Annotated in this window: 10 protein-coding genes; 6 read left to right on the top strand and 4 right to left on the bottom strand. The window is 43.4% G+C overall.

Translation table 11 applies throughout. From position 1 onward, the window contains the following. The first annotated feature begins 5 nt into the window (after positions 1-5). Positions 6-1676 (top strand): RagB/SusD family nutrient uptake outer membrane protein, encoded by a 1671-nt coding sequence (locus K6V21_RS00155; protein ID WP_224320474.1) that lies wholly within the window; start codon positions 6-8, stop codon positions 1674-1676. A gap of 38 nt (positions 1677-1714) precedes the next feature. After that, a complete protein-coding gene (locus K6V21_RS00150) occupies positions 1715-4612 on the top strand; it encodes a glycosyl hydrolase 115 family protein (protein WP_224322104.1) in 2898 nt (965 codons plus the stop codon). 169 nt (positions 4613-4781) lie between these two features. Here K6V21_RS00150 and K6V21_RS00145 read toward each other — a convergent pair whose 3' ends face one another. Continuing rightward, entirely contained in the window at positions 4782-8102 is a 3321-nt protein-coding gene (locus tag K6V21_RS00145) for a beta-galactosidase (protein WP_224320473.1), read from the bottom strand. 173 nt (positions 8103-8275) lie between these two features. On the opposite strand from K6V21_RS00145, the gene K6V21_RS00140 reads away from it, so the two are divergent. Continuing rightward, positions 8276-8893: a YhcH/YjgK/YiaL family protein gene (locus K6V21_RS00140; protein ID WP_217712626.1), complete on the top strand. Its 618-nt coding sequence runs from the start codon at positions 8276-8278 to the stop codon at positions 8891-8893. 303 nt (positions 8894-9196) lie between these two features. Here the strand turns inward: K6V21_RS00140 and K6V21_RS00135 are convergent, their stop codons facing one another. Beyond that, entirely contained in the window at positions 9197-9997 is an 801-nt protein-coding gene (locus K6V21_RS00135; RefSeq protein WP_224320472.1) for a gamma-glutamyl-gamma-aminobutyrate hydrolase family protein, read from the bottom strand. Positions 9998-10191: 194 nt separating this feature from the next. Between K6V21_RS00135 and K6V21_RS00130 the strand changes: the two genes are divergently transcribed. The 3 genes from K6V21_RS00130 to K6V21_RS00120 all read left to right on the top strand — a co-directional run bounded on the left by K6V21_RS00130 (position 10192) and on the right by K6V21_RS00120 (position 14871). Beyond that, entirely contained in the window at positions 10192-12348 is a 2157-nt protein-coding gene (locus K6V21_RS00130; protein ID WP_224320471.1) for an elongation factor G, read from the top strand. A 275-nt stretch (positions 12349-12623) separates the two neighbouring features. Next, positions 12624-14165: a sensor histidine kinase gene (locus K6V21_RS00125; RefSeq protein ID WP_007210273.1), complete on the top strand. Its 1542-nt coding sequence runs from the start codon at positions 12624-12626 to the stop codon at positions 14163-14165. Positions 14166-14169: 4 nt separating this feature from the next. Beyond that, the gene (locus K6V21_RS00120) at positions 14170-14871 is read left to right on the top strand and encodes a response regulator transcription factor (RefSeq protein WP_007210274.1); all 702 of its coding nucleotides are present in this window, start codon (positions 14170-14172) and stop codon (positions 14869-14871) included. A 75-nt stretch (positions 14872-14946) separates the two neighbouring features. Here K6V21_RS00120 and K6V21_RS00115 read toward each other — a convergent pair whose 3' ends face one another. Continuing rightward, complete coding sequence (locus K6V21_RS00115; RefSeq protein WP_224320470.1) at positions 14947-15123, bottom strand: hypothetical protein; 177 nt, start codon at positions 15121-15123, stop codon at positions 14947-14949. 190 nt (positions 15124-15313) lie between these two features. Next, complete coding sequence (locus K6V21_RS00110) at positions 15314-15760, bottom strand: MarR family winged helix-turn-helix transcriptional regulator (RefSeq protein ID WP_044266371.1); 447 nt, start codon at positions 15758-15760, stop codon at positions 15314-15316. Between the last annotated feature and the right edge of the window lie 144 nt (positions 15761-15904).

Here is a 15904-nt window from a genome sequence, read left to right as displayed (position 1 = left end):
TTATTATGAAAATAAAAATATATACTATTACCTTGTTGCTTTCAGCAGTGCTGGGTTCGTGCAGCAGTTCTTTTTTGGATGAGAAGCCTTTGGATTTCATGAGTGCAACCAATTCTTTTCTTACCCAAGAGGATATTGATTGTTCAATAAATAATCTCTATTACCTGATAAGAAGAGAATTTTATAGTAGGGATGAAAACCGTCCGATGGATTACCTTTACGGTACGGATATTGTTTATGATGGCGAACCGAATGGTACGGAGCGACATTCCAATATGATTTCAGCTTATCATTCAACCGGTAATATTGCATCGGTACACTGGTCATTACTTTATCATACCATATCAACTGCTAATACTATTATCGACCGTCTGCCTGCTTCTGAAGTATCAGAGGAACAAAAGACGATTGCCGAAGCCAAAGCCCGTTTCTTTAGAGGATTTGCATACAGGACCTTGGCCTATCTGTACGGTGGGGTACCTCTTTTATTGACAGAAGTCGTCGAGCCTAAGTTTGATTATGTCAGGGCGTCCAAAGAAGAGGTGTTGAAGCAGGCACTTACGGATGTAGAGTTTGCGGCTACTCATCTACCCAGTTTGTCCAGTGTGCAGGATGGGGAAGTTTCTAATGCGGCTGCATATCATTTGCTTTCAGAACTTTATCTGGCAACAGCTCAATATCAGAAAGCGGTGGATGCTGCTACAACAGTCATCGATGATCCGGCTACCGGATTAATGTACACTCGCTTTGGTTCCAGAGCTAATGAACTTCCGGGAGATGTATATTGGGATTTATTCCGAAAAAATAATCAGAACAGAGGTTCCGGAAATACAGAAGGAATCTGGGTTATTCAGATTGAAACTGACACTCCCGGTGGAAGTGGTTCCTTGACGGCCAAAGACCAGACATACACTTTGGAAAGGCATCATGCTCCGATGGTTCGTGACGTGAAAGCACATGGCATGAATCCTTTTAGCTGGCCGATTGGTGACTATACCGGAGGTCGTGGCATTGGTTGGGCCATTTCGACCCGATATTTCAGTGATGAGATATGGAAAGATGATTTCTATGGAGACATGAGAAACGCTAATCATAATTTTGTGAGAAAGTTTGCAGTTCATAATAAAGAGTATGCCAAACTTTACGGGGATACCATTGACACTCAGAATCCGCCGGTAGGGGTTACGGTTCCGTCCCGTCCGCTCTATGCTTATCAATCCAAGTGTACTACTCCGTATAATCATCCGGATGGTTTGTATTCCAATTCCAAAACTTTTGCGCTTAACAGTGGAGCCGGTGCTACATATACGGATCAATATATGTTCAGGCTTGCCGAGACTTACTTGTTGCGTGCTGAGGCTTATTTGGCTTTAAATGATAAGGATAAGGCAGCGGCTGATATCAATGTGATTCGCGATAGAGCTCATGCTAAGCCTGTATCGGCATCTCAGATAACATTGGATTATATTCTGGATGAGAGAATGAGAGAGTTAGGCGTAGAAGAAAGACGTAGAATAACGTTGATGAGAATGGGAAAGCTTTACGACCGCGTGATGAAATGCAATCCTTATTATGCCAAGGAGATGGAAAAACATTATGAATTATGGCCAATACCTTATAAAGAAATTGAAGCTAACAGAGGAGCTGTGTTAGAACAGAACCCCGGATATGAATAAAGATGATAAGTAGTAATTAAAATATAGTTTATGTTATGATGAGATTTTGGTTTGTATTCATGTCTATGTTTCTTCCGGTAATATGCTGGGGACAGATTATAGTTAAAGAAACCGGGGGCGGGGCAACCTTTCCGTTAGTGTCTTCCCATAAGACAGTGATTTATTATGATGCCGGGGATTATGGTGTAGTAGAAAAAACGGCTTGTCTTCTGGCTGAAGATATAAAGCGGGTGACTAATAAGAAAGTACCTGTTTCTTCGAAAAAGGTTTCTTCGGAGTATGCCGTTGTTGTGGGGACAGTGGGACATAATGCTTTTATTGACCGATTGGTGGCAGAGGGACAATTAGATGTGTCGGCTATTCGTGGTGGTTGGGAACAGTTTATTGTTAAAACGATAGATGATCCTGCCAAAGGAGTGAAAAAAGTGCTTGTCATTGCCGGATGCGACAGGCGTGGTACAGCTTATGGCGTATTCACACTGTCAGAGGCTATAGGAGTGTCTCCTTTGTACTGGTGGGCCGATGTGCCGACAAAAAGAAAGTCTCAATTATATATTGAGAACATAAACTATGTTTCTCAGGCCCCGTCTGTTCAGTACAGGGGTATCTTTATTAATGATGAAGGTTGGGGAATAACTCCGTGGGCCGGAAAAACGTTTGATAAAGAACTGGGCGACATCGGACCGAAGACTTATGCTAAGGTGTGTGAACTGATTCTGCGGATGAAAGGTAATATGCTGGCACCTGCGATGCATCCTTCTTCGGGTGCTTTCAATAAATATCCTGAAAACAAATTAGTTGCTGATAGTTATGGAATTATAATGAGTTCTTCTCATTGCGAACCGTTACTCTTTAATAATGTAACGGAGTGGGATAAAAAAACAATGGGAGAATGGAATTATATAACTAACAAAGGAGGAATCAATAAGATACTCGACCGACGGGTTTCCGAGAATGCCCCATATGAGAACATTTATACGATTGCTATGCGTGGTATTCATGACGCCGGACTCGTAGGTGTTCCCAAAGATAAAGAAGTCAGCTTGGTAGAGGAGGTCATTGCTGACCAAAGAGGCATTCTGAAGCAACATGTAGATTCTCCTCTTGACTCTATCCCTCAGATTTTTGTTCCCTATAAAGAAGTGCTTGATATCTATGAGAGAGGGTTGAGGCTTCCGGAAGACATTATGTTGGTTTGGCCGGATGATAATTTCGGTTATATCAAACGATTGAATAATAAGGAGGAAAGAAACCGTAAAGGCGGATCGGGCGTATATTATCATATTTCATATTTGGGCGAGCCGCATGACTATTTATGGTTGAATACAACTCCTCCGGCATTGATGTTCGAAGAAATGCGCAAGGCTTATGATACCGGGGCAAAACGCTATTGGTTATTGAATGTGGGAGACATCAAACCGGGTGAATTGGGTATGAAAACATTTCTGGATATGGCCTGGGACATTGATAAATTCAATTTTGATAATATAAACAATCATCAGGTGGACTTTCTGGCTTCCATATTTGGTGAAAAGTATAGGGAAGATATTGACGATATAATGAACAGTTATTATCATTTAGGTTTCCAGCACAAACCGGAGGCAATGGGATGGGGATATGAATGGAATAATGAACATGCTCAGGAAAGAATGACGGATACAGACTTTTCTTTTGCAAATTATAATGAAGCAGAAGGCAGAATGCAAGAGTACGACCGTATTTCTGATAAGAGCGAAAAGATATGGAACACGTTGCCGGAATCTTATAAGGCTGCTTTTTATGAGCTGGTTTTCTATCCTGTGAAGGGAGCGGCGCTTATGAACAAGAAAATGCTGACTGCGCAGCAAAACAGATGGTACGCGCGTCAAGGACGTGCAGCAACCAACTATTTGGCTGATAGAACAAAGGCTTATCATGATAGTATCGATTATTATACCGGTAAGTATAACTCCCTGCTTAATGGTAAATGGAACCATATGATGGCTCTGGCACCCGGATGGACTGCTACTTATCAGAAGATGCCACCGGTAACGACCATCGATGTACCGCAGAAAGCAGAAATGCGTGTTTTTCTTCCGGGACAGGACTCTCCTTTGGGAAAGATTACATTGAATGTACTTCCTTGCGTAAATCCTTATACCCGGAAAGAATCTTTTATTGAATTGTATAATATAGGAGAACAAGCATTTACGTGGAATGCTAAAGTTTCGGATTCGTGGATCAAACTCAGCAGGCAGAGCGGAACCACTCTTCTGCAAGAACGGATTATTGTATCTGTTGACTGGTCGAAAGTTCCGGTAGGAGAAAGGGTAACAGGTGAAATTGATATTATATCCGGCAGCAATCAGGAAAAGATTTATTTGCCTGTTTTCAATCCTGCTTATCCTACAGCCGGCGAGTTGAAAGGATGGTATGTGGAGGATAATGGTTGTGTATCTATCAATCCGGGAAAATTTCATAGAAAAGTGGAGAATGAAGATATAAAAATGAAAGTAATAGAGGGATTGGGATATGAGAATCAGTGCATACAATTAGGAGAGGCTACAAAACCTGTTCAAAATCCACGTCGTTCCAGACAGGCTGCCAAAGTGGAATATGATTTTTATACTTTTAATGCCGGTTCAGTAACGGTTTATACGTATGCATTACCTGTTTTCCCGGTGAATTCGGAACGTGGCACTTGCTTCGGCATAATGATAGATGATGGCTTATTGAAATATGCTTCGAATAATGCAAAAGAATATTCAGGCGAATGGAGGGAAAATGTGTACCGCAACAGTACGATAAATGCTGTAACCCTAAACATTGATAAGCCGGGCAAGCATACTTTGAAATTGATATGCTCTGACCCGGGTATGATTATTCAAAAGGTGGTGATAGATATGGGAGGAATGAAGCGCTCTTATCTTGGCCCTGAAACTACAATCGTACGATAATGAGTCGGACTTCTATATAAAGAAGAGCGGCTGTCTAAGTGGTGCTGGATCAGGTGATACTTTATTAAGATCTCACCACAGAGTAACACGGAGTCCCACGGAGTTCTATTGATTTAAAATCAAATGAATGAACTCCGTGGGACTCTGTGTTACTCTGTGGTGAATCAGATTAGTATTTGAAGTTTTCCCCCTTCACATAAATCTTGAAATCCTTAATGCCTCCCGGTACTTCGCTTTCCATTCGGGGTAAGCATTGGAAACCAGTCACGGCATGACTGGCGCCCAGATCGATTACAATCGTATGCGGATAAGGACTACCTTTCTCTGTGCTCCAATAGGTGGATTCCTGAAGGTCGAAAGTCTTGTCGGCAGAGCGGTTGACGTGAGCCACGTCTTCGCTGTCGGCATACTTCACAATCCAAGGCTCGCGGGACAGACGGCTGCCATCCTTGTCCAAGAAATACATTTCGGCAATACAAGCCAGGTCTTTTCCATCCTGTGAGTTTAATGCTTCAATGCAAACATAGCGTCCGGTGACCGGTTTGTTGAATTTAACTTCCTGCCAGCCGTTACCCGGTTTGAAACTTCCCGTGAATACAGGCTTTTCACCTGACAAGTTCAGGTTTTCGCCTTCATTGCGATGTGTCAAGGGTTTCTGTACAAGCAGCTGGTCAAGGAGCGGTTCACTTAAACCTTCGGACTTAGCTTCTTTAGGACCTACGATATCGAAAACTACGATTTCATTCTCACCTTTCTTCAACCAGCATCCCGGTACATAAAGAGTCTGCTGAGGACCGATCTCCCAGATACGGCCTAATGCATAACCGTTCACATAAACCAGTCCTTTGCCCCATGTTTCGAAGTTCAGGAAAGTATCGCTCGGTTTCTTCACCTGGAATTTAGCACGGTAAACACCCGGAATACGTTGTCCGAGGCGGTCTGTCAATGACTCTATCGGCTGGAACTTCATGCCCTGATAGAATTCATAGGTATCTTCAATGTTGAAAACTTCCCAGTTCTTCAGGTCGCAAACGAAAGGATATCCGTTGATGTCCATAGAAAGTTCTACGTTTTTCGTGATTCCTTTGAAGTCTTTGATGGCACGTCCGAAGTTGATGCGGCCCATGGCTTCTACCAGAATATCAAGTCTGGAGCCTTTGACGCAGGCGGGGAGTACCAATTGCTTTTCACCGTTTCTTCTGTCGAGCTTGCCGATGTATTTCCCGTCTACGAATACCTGAGCATAGTCGTGCGCATCGTTTACTGTGAGGGTAGCGGGTGATTTCAATTCAGGCAGGGTAGTGCGGTAGAGGATGCTTCCGAAGCCTTGGTTATATTCTTCCATGGTGCGGATGTTTTCATCCTTCTTTGCTGCGGGCAGGTTCTCGAACAGTGGTGCCATTTCTGTGAATCTGAAAGCAGGGATGCTGATAGGTTTGATCAGTGCAGGTACTTTCGCCTGTTTCTCACCATCCATGTATTTCGCCATGGCTTCTCTCAACGCCCAATACTTAGGAGTTGTCTGACCGGATTCACTGATAGGCGCATCGTAATCGTAAGACGTCACATCGGGTGCAAAGCCGGGAGAGTTGGCGCCTGCCCAGTGTCCCCAGTTCGTACCTCCATGTGTCATATACAGGCTGAATGAAATGCCTCTTGATAACATATCGTCGATACCTTTGATCATATCAGCAGCAGGACGCGTTTCGTGGTTGGCACCCCATTTGTCGAACCAACCGCTCCAAAATTCAGAACACATCAGAGGGCTGTTGGGACGAAGCTGTTTCAGTTTGGCAAATTGCTGGTCGACGTTGGCGCCTGTACCGAAGTTCATGGTCCAGATCAGGTCATCGAGTCCGTTCAGGGTGAAGTTAGAAGCCCAGTCGCATTGGAACAGAGCGATGTCATTTCCGAAGTTGGCACGTACGATGTCTCTGATTTGGGATACATACCCCTTATCTTCTCCGTAAGATCCATATTCGTTTTCTACCTGTACCATGATGATGGGGCCGCCATTGGCAATCGTCAGGTCTTTCACTTGCTTGGCAACGGCTTCTTCGAACAGAGCTACACGTTCTATGAAGTAAGGATCGGATTCGCGCAGACGCACATCCTTTTTCTTAAGCAGCCACCACGGCAGACCACCCATTTCCCACTCGGCACAAACATACGGTCCGGGGCGGAGGATGACATACATATCATTTTGCTGGCACAGACGGCAGAATTCAGCCAGGTCGTTTTGCTCCGTAAAGTCATATACGCCGGGTTGCGGTTCGTGAGAGTTCCAGAATACATAGAGGCAGACAGTGTTCATACCCAGTGCTTTGCACAACTTGATGCGTTGGTCCCAATAAGGTTTCGGGATGCGCGGGTAGTGCAGTTCGGCGGCTTTAACTACAAATGGTTTGCCATTTAGCAGGAAAGTTCCTTTGCCGGCTTCAAAACGGCCTTGATTTTCGAAATTGTCGAAGCTCCATTTGTCACGCCAGGGAATGGTGATTTTATCACCTTCGAAGGAGAAAGGAAGCCATACATAACGTGAGTTTTCCAGGTCTTTCTTATTCCAGCGGTCGAACATGGCAATGTACATGTCTTTCTTGCCCATAACTTTCTGCACGTAAGTGCTTTGAGCATAGAAAGTCTTGTCGGCATCTGTTCCGGTACAAGGATTGCCTATTGTTTTCCATTCACCCATAATGGAATCAGCTACAGCCAGTTCTGCCTGGTTCGGATCCCACCCGGTACAGCCGGAAGAGAGCATGTAGTATTTTCCGTTACGTTTGAAGACGGCGGGGGCTTCGCGGCTTTCCTTGACGAAGTTACGGGTATAGCGTCCGCTCGGTCTCTGATAGTCGTCTGTCAACTCGCTGATGTACAGTGTGGCGTTGTTTTCGGAAGAGTAGAAATGATAAGCGCGGCCGTCGTCATCCACGAATACGGTTTGGTCGCGGCTCATGGCATTGTTAGGACGGAAGCTGCCCAGATAGGTGAATTCTCCGGTAGGGGAGTCACTGACGGCTACTCCGGCGCAGGCTTTGCTGTAGTCGGCACTTTCCACGTGTGCCCACATCACGAATTTCTTGGTTTTTGGGTTATAAATCACCTTCGGACGTTCCAGTACCTTGCTGGTGTGCAGGTCGTGGCCTTGGTCGTCCTTTACTGCGGGAAGCACGATGCCTTCGAACTTCCAGTTCAGCAGGTCTTTGGATGAATAGCAGCTCACGCCGGTTACATCCGTGCGGTAACACTCCCATGTGGCCCATTCGGGCAGGATGGTTTTACCTTTTTTGTACTCACCGTACCAGTAGTACGTTCCTTCATGGTAGAGGATACCGCCACCATGTGCATTGATGGGGTTACCGTCGGTGTCGTTCCATACTTCACCCGGCACGATGGCATTGTTGGCGGTTACTTGTTTTTGGGCTTGCGCTGTAGCAGCTCCAAATAAACAGGCAACAACTAATGTCATACTCCAGAAAATGTTTCTCATGATTTGAATGGATTATTGTTAGTTTACGAATTAATTTCTGTTGCAAAGATAAGAACGACTTCTCATTTAATGTTCCACAAATAATTCAATATAGGTAGACAGATGTTTCAATTTAATACGATTTATAATTTATATCTTTGTAGTCAGTAAACGAAATTATAGAAAACATTAACATGAAACACTTACAATGGTTATTGGCAACTGCCTGTATGCTTGCGGTTTGTCTGTCTGTTTCTGCTCAAAGTGGCAAGAAAGTAAAAAGTATCTCGCCTGAAAAATGGGTAAAATCGAAAGTCTGGAGTGAAGGTTTGAAGGCGAAGCCCCATTCTTCTACGAATTTAGCGGAATTCAAAGCGCAGTACGAAGCGAATCCGGAACAATGGAAGGCGGCTTTTCGCTGGTTGGCGTCGCACGACCTGACTACTATCGAGAAGGGAAAACATCCGATAGAAGGAACGTCACTTGTGGTTTCTGTTGAAGATAGTAAGAATGAACCGTTAGAGAAGCGGACATCCGAATCACACCGGAAACATATAGATTTGCAGTATGTGGTGAAAGGAACGGAACGTTTTGCATTGCTGGATCATGAGTCTTCAAAGGCTAATTGCGAATATAGTGAGAAGAGAGATGTTATTCACTATGATTTTGATCCGGAAAAAACTACCTTTATCGACTCTGTTCCCGGTGAGTTTTTCTTGTTCTTCCCGTCCGACTGGCATATTGCAAAGATAGCTACGGATAAGGAAGATCAGGATATAAGGGTGATCGTGATTAAGTTGGATTATATATGATACACGCGCGTACCTATATTATAATTATAGTCTCATCTTATGAAAATAAGTCTATTGATAAAAAAGTAAGGGTGTAGTCGTAAGATTGCGCCCTTTCTTGTGATTAGGAGGAGAGATACTTTAGCTTTGTCAGGCTCTCGTTTGTTTCATTTTGTTTCTTTCAACTGAAACAAAATTGCCTTGCCTAAGAAACAAAGATTTCTTCCCATTGAAACAAGAGTTTCTTGCCTGAGAAACAAGAGTGCCTTAACTGAGAAACAAAAGTGCCTTGCCTATGCCTTTCGGGATGAGTAGGCACCGGGTTTATTTACTCCTTCGAAATGCCGCCGCTTTATCAACCAGAAAGTGGAAGAATCTGGCAGATATACTGTCGCCTGCCATTGTTAATGCTTCCGGGTGGAACTGTACTCCCCAAATGGGCTTTCCATTGATATTTTCAATGGCTTCAGGAATACTATCCGTGGCCCATGCCGTGATGCGGAAACCGGGTGCTGCCAGCTTCACCGCCTGGTGATGATGCGTATTTGTGAAAAGCTCCGTTTGCCCCGTAATCTGAGCTATCGTGGAGCCTTGCAGGAGATGAACCGTATGCGTGGGCACGCTGCTCGGTTCTTTTTGATTATGTCGTACGGTAGTGTCCGGGTATTGTGCCGGTATGTCCTGATAGAGTGTCCCGCCGAACGCTACATTTATCAATTGCTCACCCCTACAGATGCCTAACATCGGTACATTGCGCTGTGCTGCAAGACGAATCAGGGCGATGTCGTAAACATCGCGTAGCGAATCAACCTCCCCCAGTTGCTCGATAGGTTCTTCATTATAATAAGAAGGGTGAATGTCAGCCCCTCCTATTAATATAATTGCATCCAGCCGGCTGACGATATCCGCCAACACCGTACTGTCCGTTGTGATAGGGATGAGCATCGGGGTACCTCCGGCTTGTATCACAGATTCTGTGTAAGTCATTCGGGCAGTCGAATAATCATTGGGGTGGGAGCAGGATATGCCGATCAATGGCCGTTGCCTGTGCGAGGCACCATTGGATTGGCATCCGCTGAACAATAGAAGAATCAACAGCGTGGTGACGGATAGCAGTGCTTTCATTGTAAGTTTAAAGATTAGTGATTTACGCTGTAAAGTTAAGAAAATCTTTCTGTTAGTCGTGATGTGTTACATAACATAGTTTAGTAACACCGTCGATTTATTGCTTTTCTTTTGATAAATTCATAATTTGCGCCTCACAAAAATTAAGGGTATGCGAAGGCATACTGAGTTATTCATTTTAAATCTTATATATCATGAAAGTATATCAGACGAATGAAATTAAGAACATTGCCCTGCTTGGCAATGATGGCTCGGGTAAAACCACTCTCACAGAAGCGCTGCTCTTTGAGAGTGGTATTATAAAACGTCGCGGCAGAATTACTGCCAAGAATACAGTCAGCGATTACTTCCCGGTGGAGCAAGAATATGGCTATTCTGTGTTTTCCACCGTTTTCCATGTGGAGTGGAACGGTAAGAAACTTAATATTATAGACTGTCCGGGAAGTGATGACTTTGTTGGAGCTGCCATGACAGCACTCAATGTTACTGATACTGCAATATTGCTTCTGAATGGCCAATATGGTCCTGAAGTGGGTACCCAAAATCATTTCCGATATACAGAAAAGTTAGGTAAACCGGTGATTTTCCTGGTGAACCAACTTGACCATGAGAAGTGTGATTATGATATGGTACTGGAGCAGTTGAGGTCTGCTTATGGTTCGAAGGTAGTTCCCGTACAATATCCGTTGGCTACCGGACCGAACTTTAATTCGTTGATTGATGTACTTTTGATGAAAAAATATTCGTGGGGCCCCGAAGGTGGTGCACCCACCATTGAAGATGTTCCTGCAGAGGAATTGGAAAAAGCAACCGAACTGCATAAAGCATTGGTAGAAGCTGCTGCTGAACACGATGAAAGCCTGATGGAGAAATTCTTTGAACAGGATTCACTGACAGAAGACGAAATGCGCGAGGGTATCCGTAAAGGTTTGGCTTCACGTGGCATGTTCCCCGTATTCTGTGTTTGTGCAGGTAAAGATATGGGTGTGCGTCGTTTGATGGAATTCCTGGGTAATGTGGTTCCGTTTGTAAACGAGATGCCGCCCGTACACAATACCCGTGGCGAGGTTGTGGAACCGGATCCGAATGGACCTACTTCTCTCTATTTCTTCAAGACCGCTGTTGAACCTCATATCGGTGACGTTCAATACTTCAAGGTTATGAGCGGTAAAGTGCACGAAGGTGAAGACTTTACGAATGCTGACCGTGGTTCGAAAGAGCGTATCGCTCAGATTTATGCCTGTGCAGGTGCCAACCGTATTAAGGTGGAAGAAATGGTGGCCGGTGATATCGGTTGTACTGTGAAATTAAAAGATGTGCATACAGGTAATACTCTGAATGGTAAGGGTACTGAAAACCGTTTCAACTTTGTCAAATATCCCAATTCAAAATATTCCCGTGCTATCAAACCCGTGAATGAGGCCGATACGGAAAAGATGATGGCCATATTGAACCGTATGCGCGAGGAAGATCCGACTTGGGTGATAGAGCAGTCCAAGGAATTGCGCCAGACTATTGTTCACGGACAGGGTGAGTTCCACTTGCGTACGTTGAAATGGCGCTTGGAGAATAATGAAAAGTTGCAAATCAAATATGAGGAACCGAGAATTCCGTATCGTGAAACCATTACAAAGGCGGCTCGTGCAGACTATCGCCATAAGAAACAATCGGGTGGTGCAGGCCAGTTTGGTGAGGTGCATCTGATTGTAGAACCTTATTACGAAGGTATGCCGTTGCCTGATACTTATAAGTTTGGTGCGCAGGAGTTTAAGATGAACGTGAAAGGTACCGAAGAAATCCCATTGGAATGGGGCGGTAAATTGGTATTTATTAATAGTATCGTAGGTGGTTCTATTGACGCGCGTTTCATGCCGGCTATCCTGAAAGGTATCATGTCTCGTATGGAACAAGGACCGTTGACCGGTTCGTACGCTCGTGATGTACGTGTTATCGTGTATGATGGTAAGATGCACCCGGTAGACTCTAATGAAATTTCCTTCATGTTGGCCGGTCGTAATGCATTTAGTGAAGCATTCAAGAATGCAGGACCGAAGATCCTTGAACCTATCTATGATGTGGAAGTATTTGTTCCGTCGGATAGAATGGGTGATGTGATGGGTGACTTGCAGGGACGCCGTGCCATGATTATGGGTATGAGTAGTGAAGCCGGTTATGAAAAGCTGAGTGCTAAAGTACCTTTGAAGGAAATGGCATCTTACTCCACAGCCTTGAGTTCTTTGACAGGAGGACGTGCTTCGTTTATCATGAAATTTGCCAGCTATGAACTTGTTCCAAGTGATGTACAAGATAAGTTGGTTAAGGAGTTCGAAGCTAAGCAAGCTGAAGAATAAAAGACTTCACTTCGTCTGTTTTTATAATTTGTTAAAGCCGTTACTCCCTCAGAACGAGGGGTAATGGCTTTTTTATTAACACTGATTAAGAACATGCGTAAATGTGAACGAGAATGATTAATTTTTTATTAAATTTGCAAACCAAACACACGCTGATTTGTTATAATGCTCGTAATGCAACTTAAAAAACTCTTTTCGGTTAATTTACGAGAACTTGCGGTTAAATCAGGTTAATAGGTTAGGAGTGTTAATTAGGGAGTGTTAATTTTGTGACTATGAAGAAGTCAACAATATGGATATTAGGTATCGTTATGGGGTTATCTTTCCTCAGCCTCTTGTATCTGCAAATCAGCTACATAGAGAAGATGGTAAAGATGCGTAACGAGCAATTTGATGAATCTGTGAAGCGTGGACTGATGGCTGCTTCTAAAGAAGTAGAGTCCGCTGAGGTTGCCCGTTGGTTGCGGGAAGACATCTCTGAGGCAGAAAAGAGAGCGTGGGAATTGACTGAGCAAGGGCAGGCATTGGTGCAAACACAACGGTTTACGGTGACGTCGCCGGATGGTTCCAAGTATTCGGCCATGGAACTTCAGACGATCACAAATAAGCCGTCAGAGCTGCCGAGAGCGATGATTTCGCGTAAGCATGGCGCTAAGACGATTCCTAAAACAGCTCGTACACAAATCGATTTAATGAAAGAACGTTATGTGTACCAGCGTGGTTTGTTGGATGAAGTTGCCTTGCAGATGTTATATACGGCAAGTAGCAAGCCGATTGAGGAACGCATCAACTTTAAGAATCTGGATCAGTACTTAAAGTCGGGCTTGGTAGATAATGGCATTGATCTGGGATATCACTTTAAGGTGATCGACCGGGATGGACGGGAAGTATACCGTTGTTCGGACTATGTCGATGAAGGTAGCGAGTATTCTTACTCCCAGCCTTTGTTCCTGAATGATCCACCTGCCCGTATGAGTATCGTAAAGATACATTTTCCGGGCAAAAGAGATTATATTTTCGACTCGATCAACTTTATGATACCGTCGATGATATTCACCTTTGTGTTGCTGATTACGTTTATCTTCACGATTTATATCGTGTTCCGCCAGAAGAAACTGACGGAGATGAAGAATGACTTTATCAACAATATGACGCATGAGTTTAAAACGCCGATATCGACCATTTCACTGGCGGCGCAGATGTTGAAAGACCCTGCAGTGGGTAAGTCGCCTGCCATGTTCCAGCATATATCGACGGTCATCAATGATGAGACGAAACGGTTGAGGTTCCAGGTGGAGAAGGTGCTCCAGATGTCGATGTTCGACAAGCAAAAGGCTACTTTGAAAATGAAGGAACTGGATGCTAATGAATTGATTACAGGTGTTATTAATACATTCACCTTAAAGGTGGAGCGTTATAACGGTAATATAGAGTCGGAACTGAACGCAACAGACCCGAATATCTTTGCAGATGAAATGCATCTTACGAATGTGATTTTCAATCTGATGGATAACGCGGTGAAGTATAAGAGACCGGATGCGGATTTGGAATTGAAAGTGAAGACCTGGAATGAACCGGGAAAGCTGATGATTTCTATTCAGGATAACGGTATAGGTATTAAGAAAGAAAATTTGAAAAAGATATTTGAAAAGTTCTACCGCGTGCATACAGGTAATCTGCACGATGTGAAAGGCTTTGGATTAGGATTGTCTTATGTGAAAAAGATTATTACGGACCATAAGGGAACCATCCGGGCAGAGAGTGAACTAAACGTTGGAACTAAATTTATTATTGCATTACCTTTACTTAAAAATTAATGATATGGACGAGAAACTGCGTATTTTATTGTGCGAAGATGATGAAAATCTTGGCATGCTTTTAAGAGAATATTTACAGGCAAAAGGTTATTCTGCGGAGTTGTATCCCGACGGTGAAGCTGGATACAAAGCTTTTCTGAAGAATAAATATGACTTGTGTGTGTTTGACGTGATGATGCCGAAGAAAGATGGTTTCACTTTGGCTCAGGAAGTGCGTGCTGCAAATGCCGAAATTCCTATCATCTTCTTGACCGCAAAGACACTGAAAGAAGATATTCTGGAAGGCTTTAAAATCGGTGCGGATGATTACATCACCAAGCCGTTCAGCATGGAAGAGCTGACTTTCAGAATTGAAGCAATCCTGAGACGTGTACGTGGAAAGAAGAACAAAGAGAGTAATATCTATAAGATCGGTATGTTTACTTTCGATACACAGAAACAGATTCTGTCAACGCCTGAAAAGCAGACGAAGCTGACTACGAAAGAGTCTGAACTCTTGGGTTTGCTCTGCGCTCATGCTAACGAAATCCTACAGCGTGACTTTGCTTTGAAGACCATCTGGATTGATGATAACTACTTCAATGCACGTAGCATGGATGTGTATATCACGAAGCTGCGTAAGCATCTGAAAGAAGATCCTTCCATTGAAATCATCAATATCCACGGAAAGGGATATAAGTTGATTACACCGGAACCGGAGTCTTGATATAGACTCCTTGCATAAGAATAAAAAAGGCGGTCGCTATCAAAGCAACCGCCTTTTTTATTCTTTTTCTGACGATTAGTCTGCCAATTTCTTATTGATGACAATGTATGTAACCAATCCCAATACCAACAGGACAGCTGATGTTCCTAAAATGGTATTGTTGTTTACATTACCGGTAAAGGAACATGCAACCAAGATTACAGCTCCCACCAAGACTAATATCAAGCCCAGATTTTTTAATAAACCTTTCATGTGTGTGTATTTTAATAGATTATTATATTCTTGTCACAAAGAAAAGCATAATTCTTTAACAAGCGAAATTATTTTTGCAAAAAAAACCATATTTTAATAAAGAATGAAGAATGAGGAATGAAAAATGAGGCTGGATACCACATCTTTTGCCTGAGCCTCTTCATTCCTCATTCTTCATTCTTCATTTATTTCAGTCTTTCGTATTGAAAAATATTTTTCTTAATACTTCCTGGCTTATGCTCAGCTCTTCTACGGTGATACCGTGTAATGCCTCTTTCAAAGTTTGGTTAGCGATTACCCGTGCGCGTTCTTCCAGTTCTTTTCCATCTTTGGTGAGGTGGATAAGATTGGTGCGGCGGTCTTTTTTATCCGAGATACGGACTACCAGATGTTGACGTTCCATGTTATCAATCAGGCGCGTCATACTGGGCTTGTCCTTAAAAGTTGCATTACACAACTCTTGTTGCGTCACTCCGTCTTTTTCCCACAAAAAGATGAGGACAGTCCACTGTTCCGGAGTAATCTCCAAACCGTTCTGGCGGAAGTTGCGGGACAGTTTTCGGTTGATTGCGGCGGAAACTTTACCGTTCAGGATGGCAAAAATCAGCCGGATGTCAAAGTTAAATTGCTCGATCATGAAATTATTGTTTAAACAACTTTGCAAAGGTAAGTCACTTCTATGATAAATCCTACCTTCGGGCACAAAAAAACATTAAATGTTTGTAGATCAAAATAAAATCCCTACCTTTGCACCGCAAATTTTTAAACGAATTATTAATTC

The sequence above is a fragment of the Bacteroides cellulosilyticus genome (assembly GCF_020091405.1).
In the GTDB taxonomy this organism is placed as follows: domain Bacteria; phylum Bacteroidota; class Bacteroidia; order Bacteroidales; family Bacteroidaceae; genus Bacteroides.
Note: the sequence above shows the minus strand (reverse complement) of the source record. Positions and strands in the feature narration are given on the sequence as shown.

Excerpts from the sequence above, each read along its gene's own strand:
- K6V21_RS00135 (WP_224320472.1), bottom strand. The coding sequence starts at position 9,997 with ATGAAAGCACTGCTATCCGTCACCACGCTGTTGATTCTTCTATTGTTC.
- K6V21_RS00115 (WP_224320470.1), bottom strand. The coding sequence starts at position 15,123 with ATGAAAGGTTTATTAAAAAATCTGGGCTTGATATTAGTCTTGGTGGGA.
- K6V21_RS00130 (WP_224320471.1), top strand. The coding sequence starts at position 10,192 with ATGAAAGTATATCAGACGAATGAAATTAAGAACATTGCCCTGCTTGGC.
- K6V21_RS00110 (WP_044266371.1), bottom strand. The coding sequence starts at position 15,760 with ATGATCGAGCAATTTAACTTTGACATCCGGCTGATTTTTGCCATCCTG.
- K6V21_RS00155 (WP_224320474.1), top strand. The coding sequence starts at position 6 with ATGAAAATAAAAATATATACTATTACCTTGTTGCTTTCAGCAGTGCTG.
- K6V21_RS00145 (WP_224320473.1), bottom strand. The coding sequence starts at position 8,102 with ATGAGAAACATTTTCTGGAGTATGACATTAGTTGTTGCCTGTTTATTT.
- K6V21_RS00120 (WP_007210274.1), top strand. The coding sequence starts at position 14,170 with ATGGACGAGAAACTGCGTATTTTATTGTGCGAAGATGATGAAAATCTT.
- K6V21_RS00140 (WP_217712626.1), top strand. The coding sequence starts at position 8,276 with ATGAAACACTTACAATGGTTATTGGCAACTGCCTGTATGCTTGCGGTT.
- K6V21_RS00150 (WP_224322104.1), top strand. The coding sequence starts at position 1,715 with ATGAGATTTTGGTTTGTATTCATGTCTATGTTTCTTCCGGTAATATGC.
- K6V21_RS00125 (WP_007210273.1), top strand. The coding sequence starts at position 12,624 with ATGAAGAAGTCAACAATATGGATATTAGGTATCGTTATGGGGTTATCT.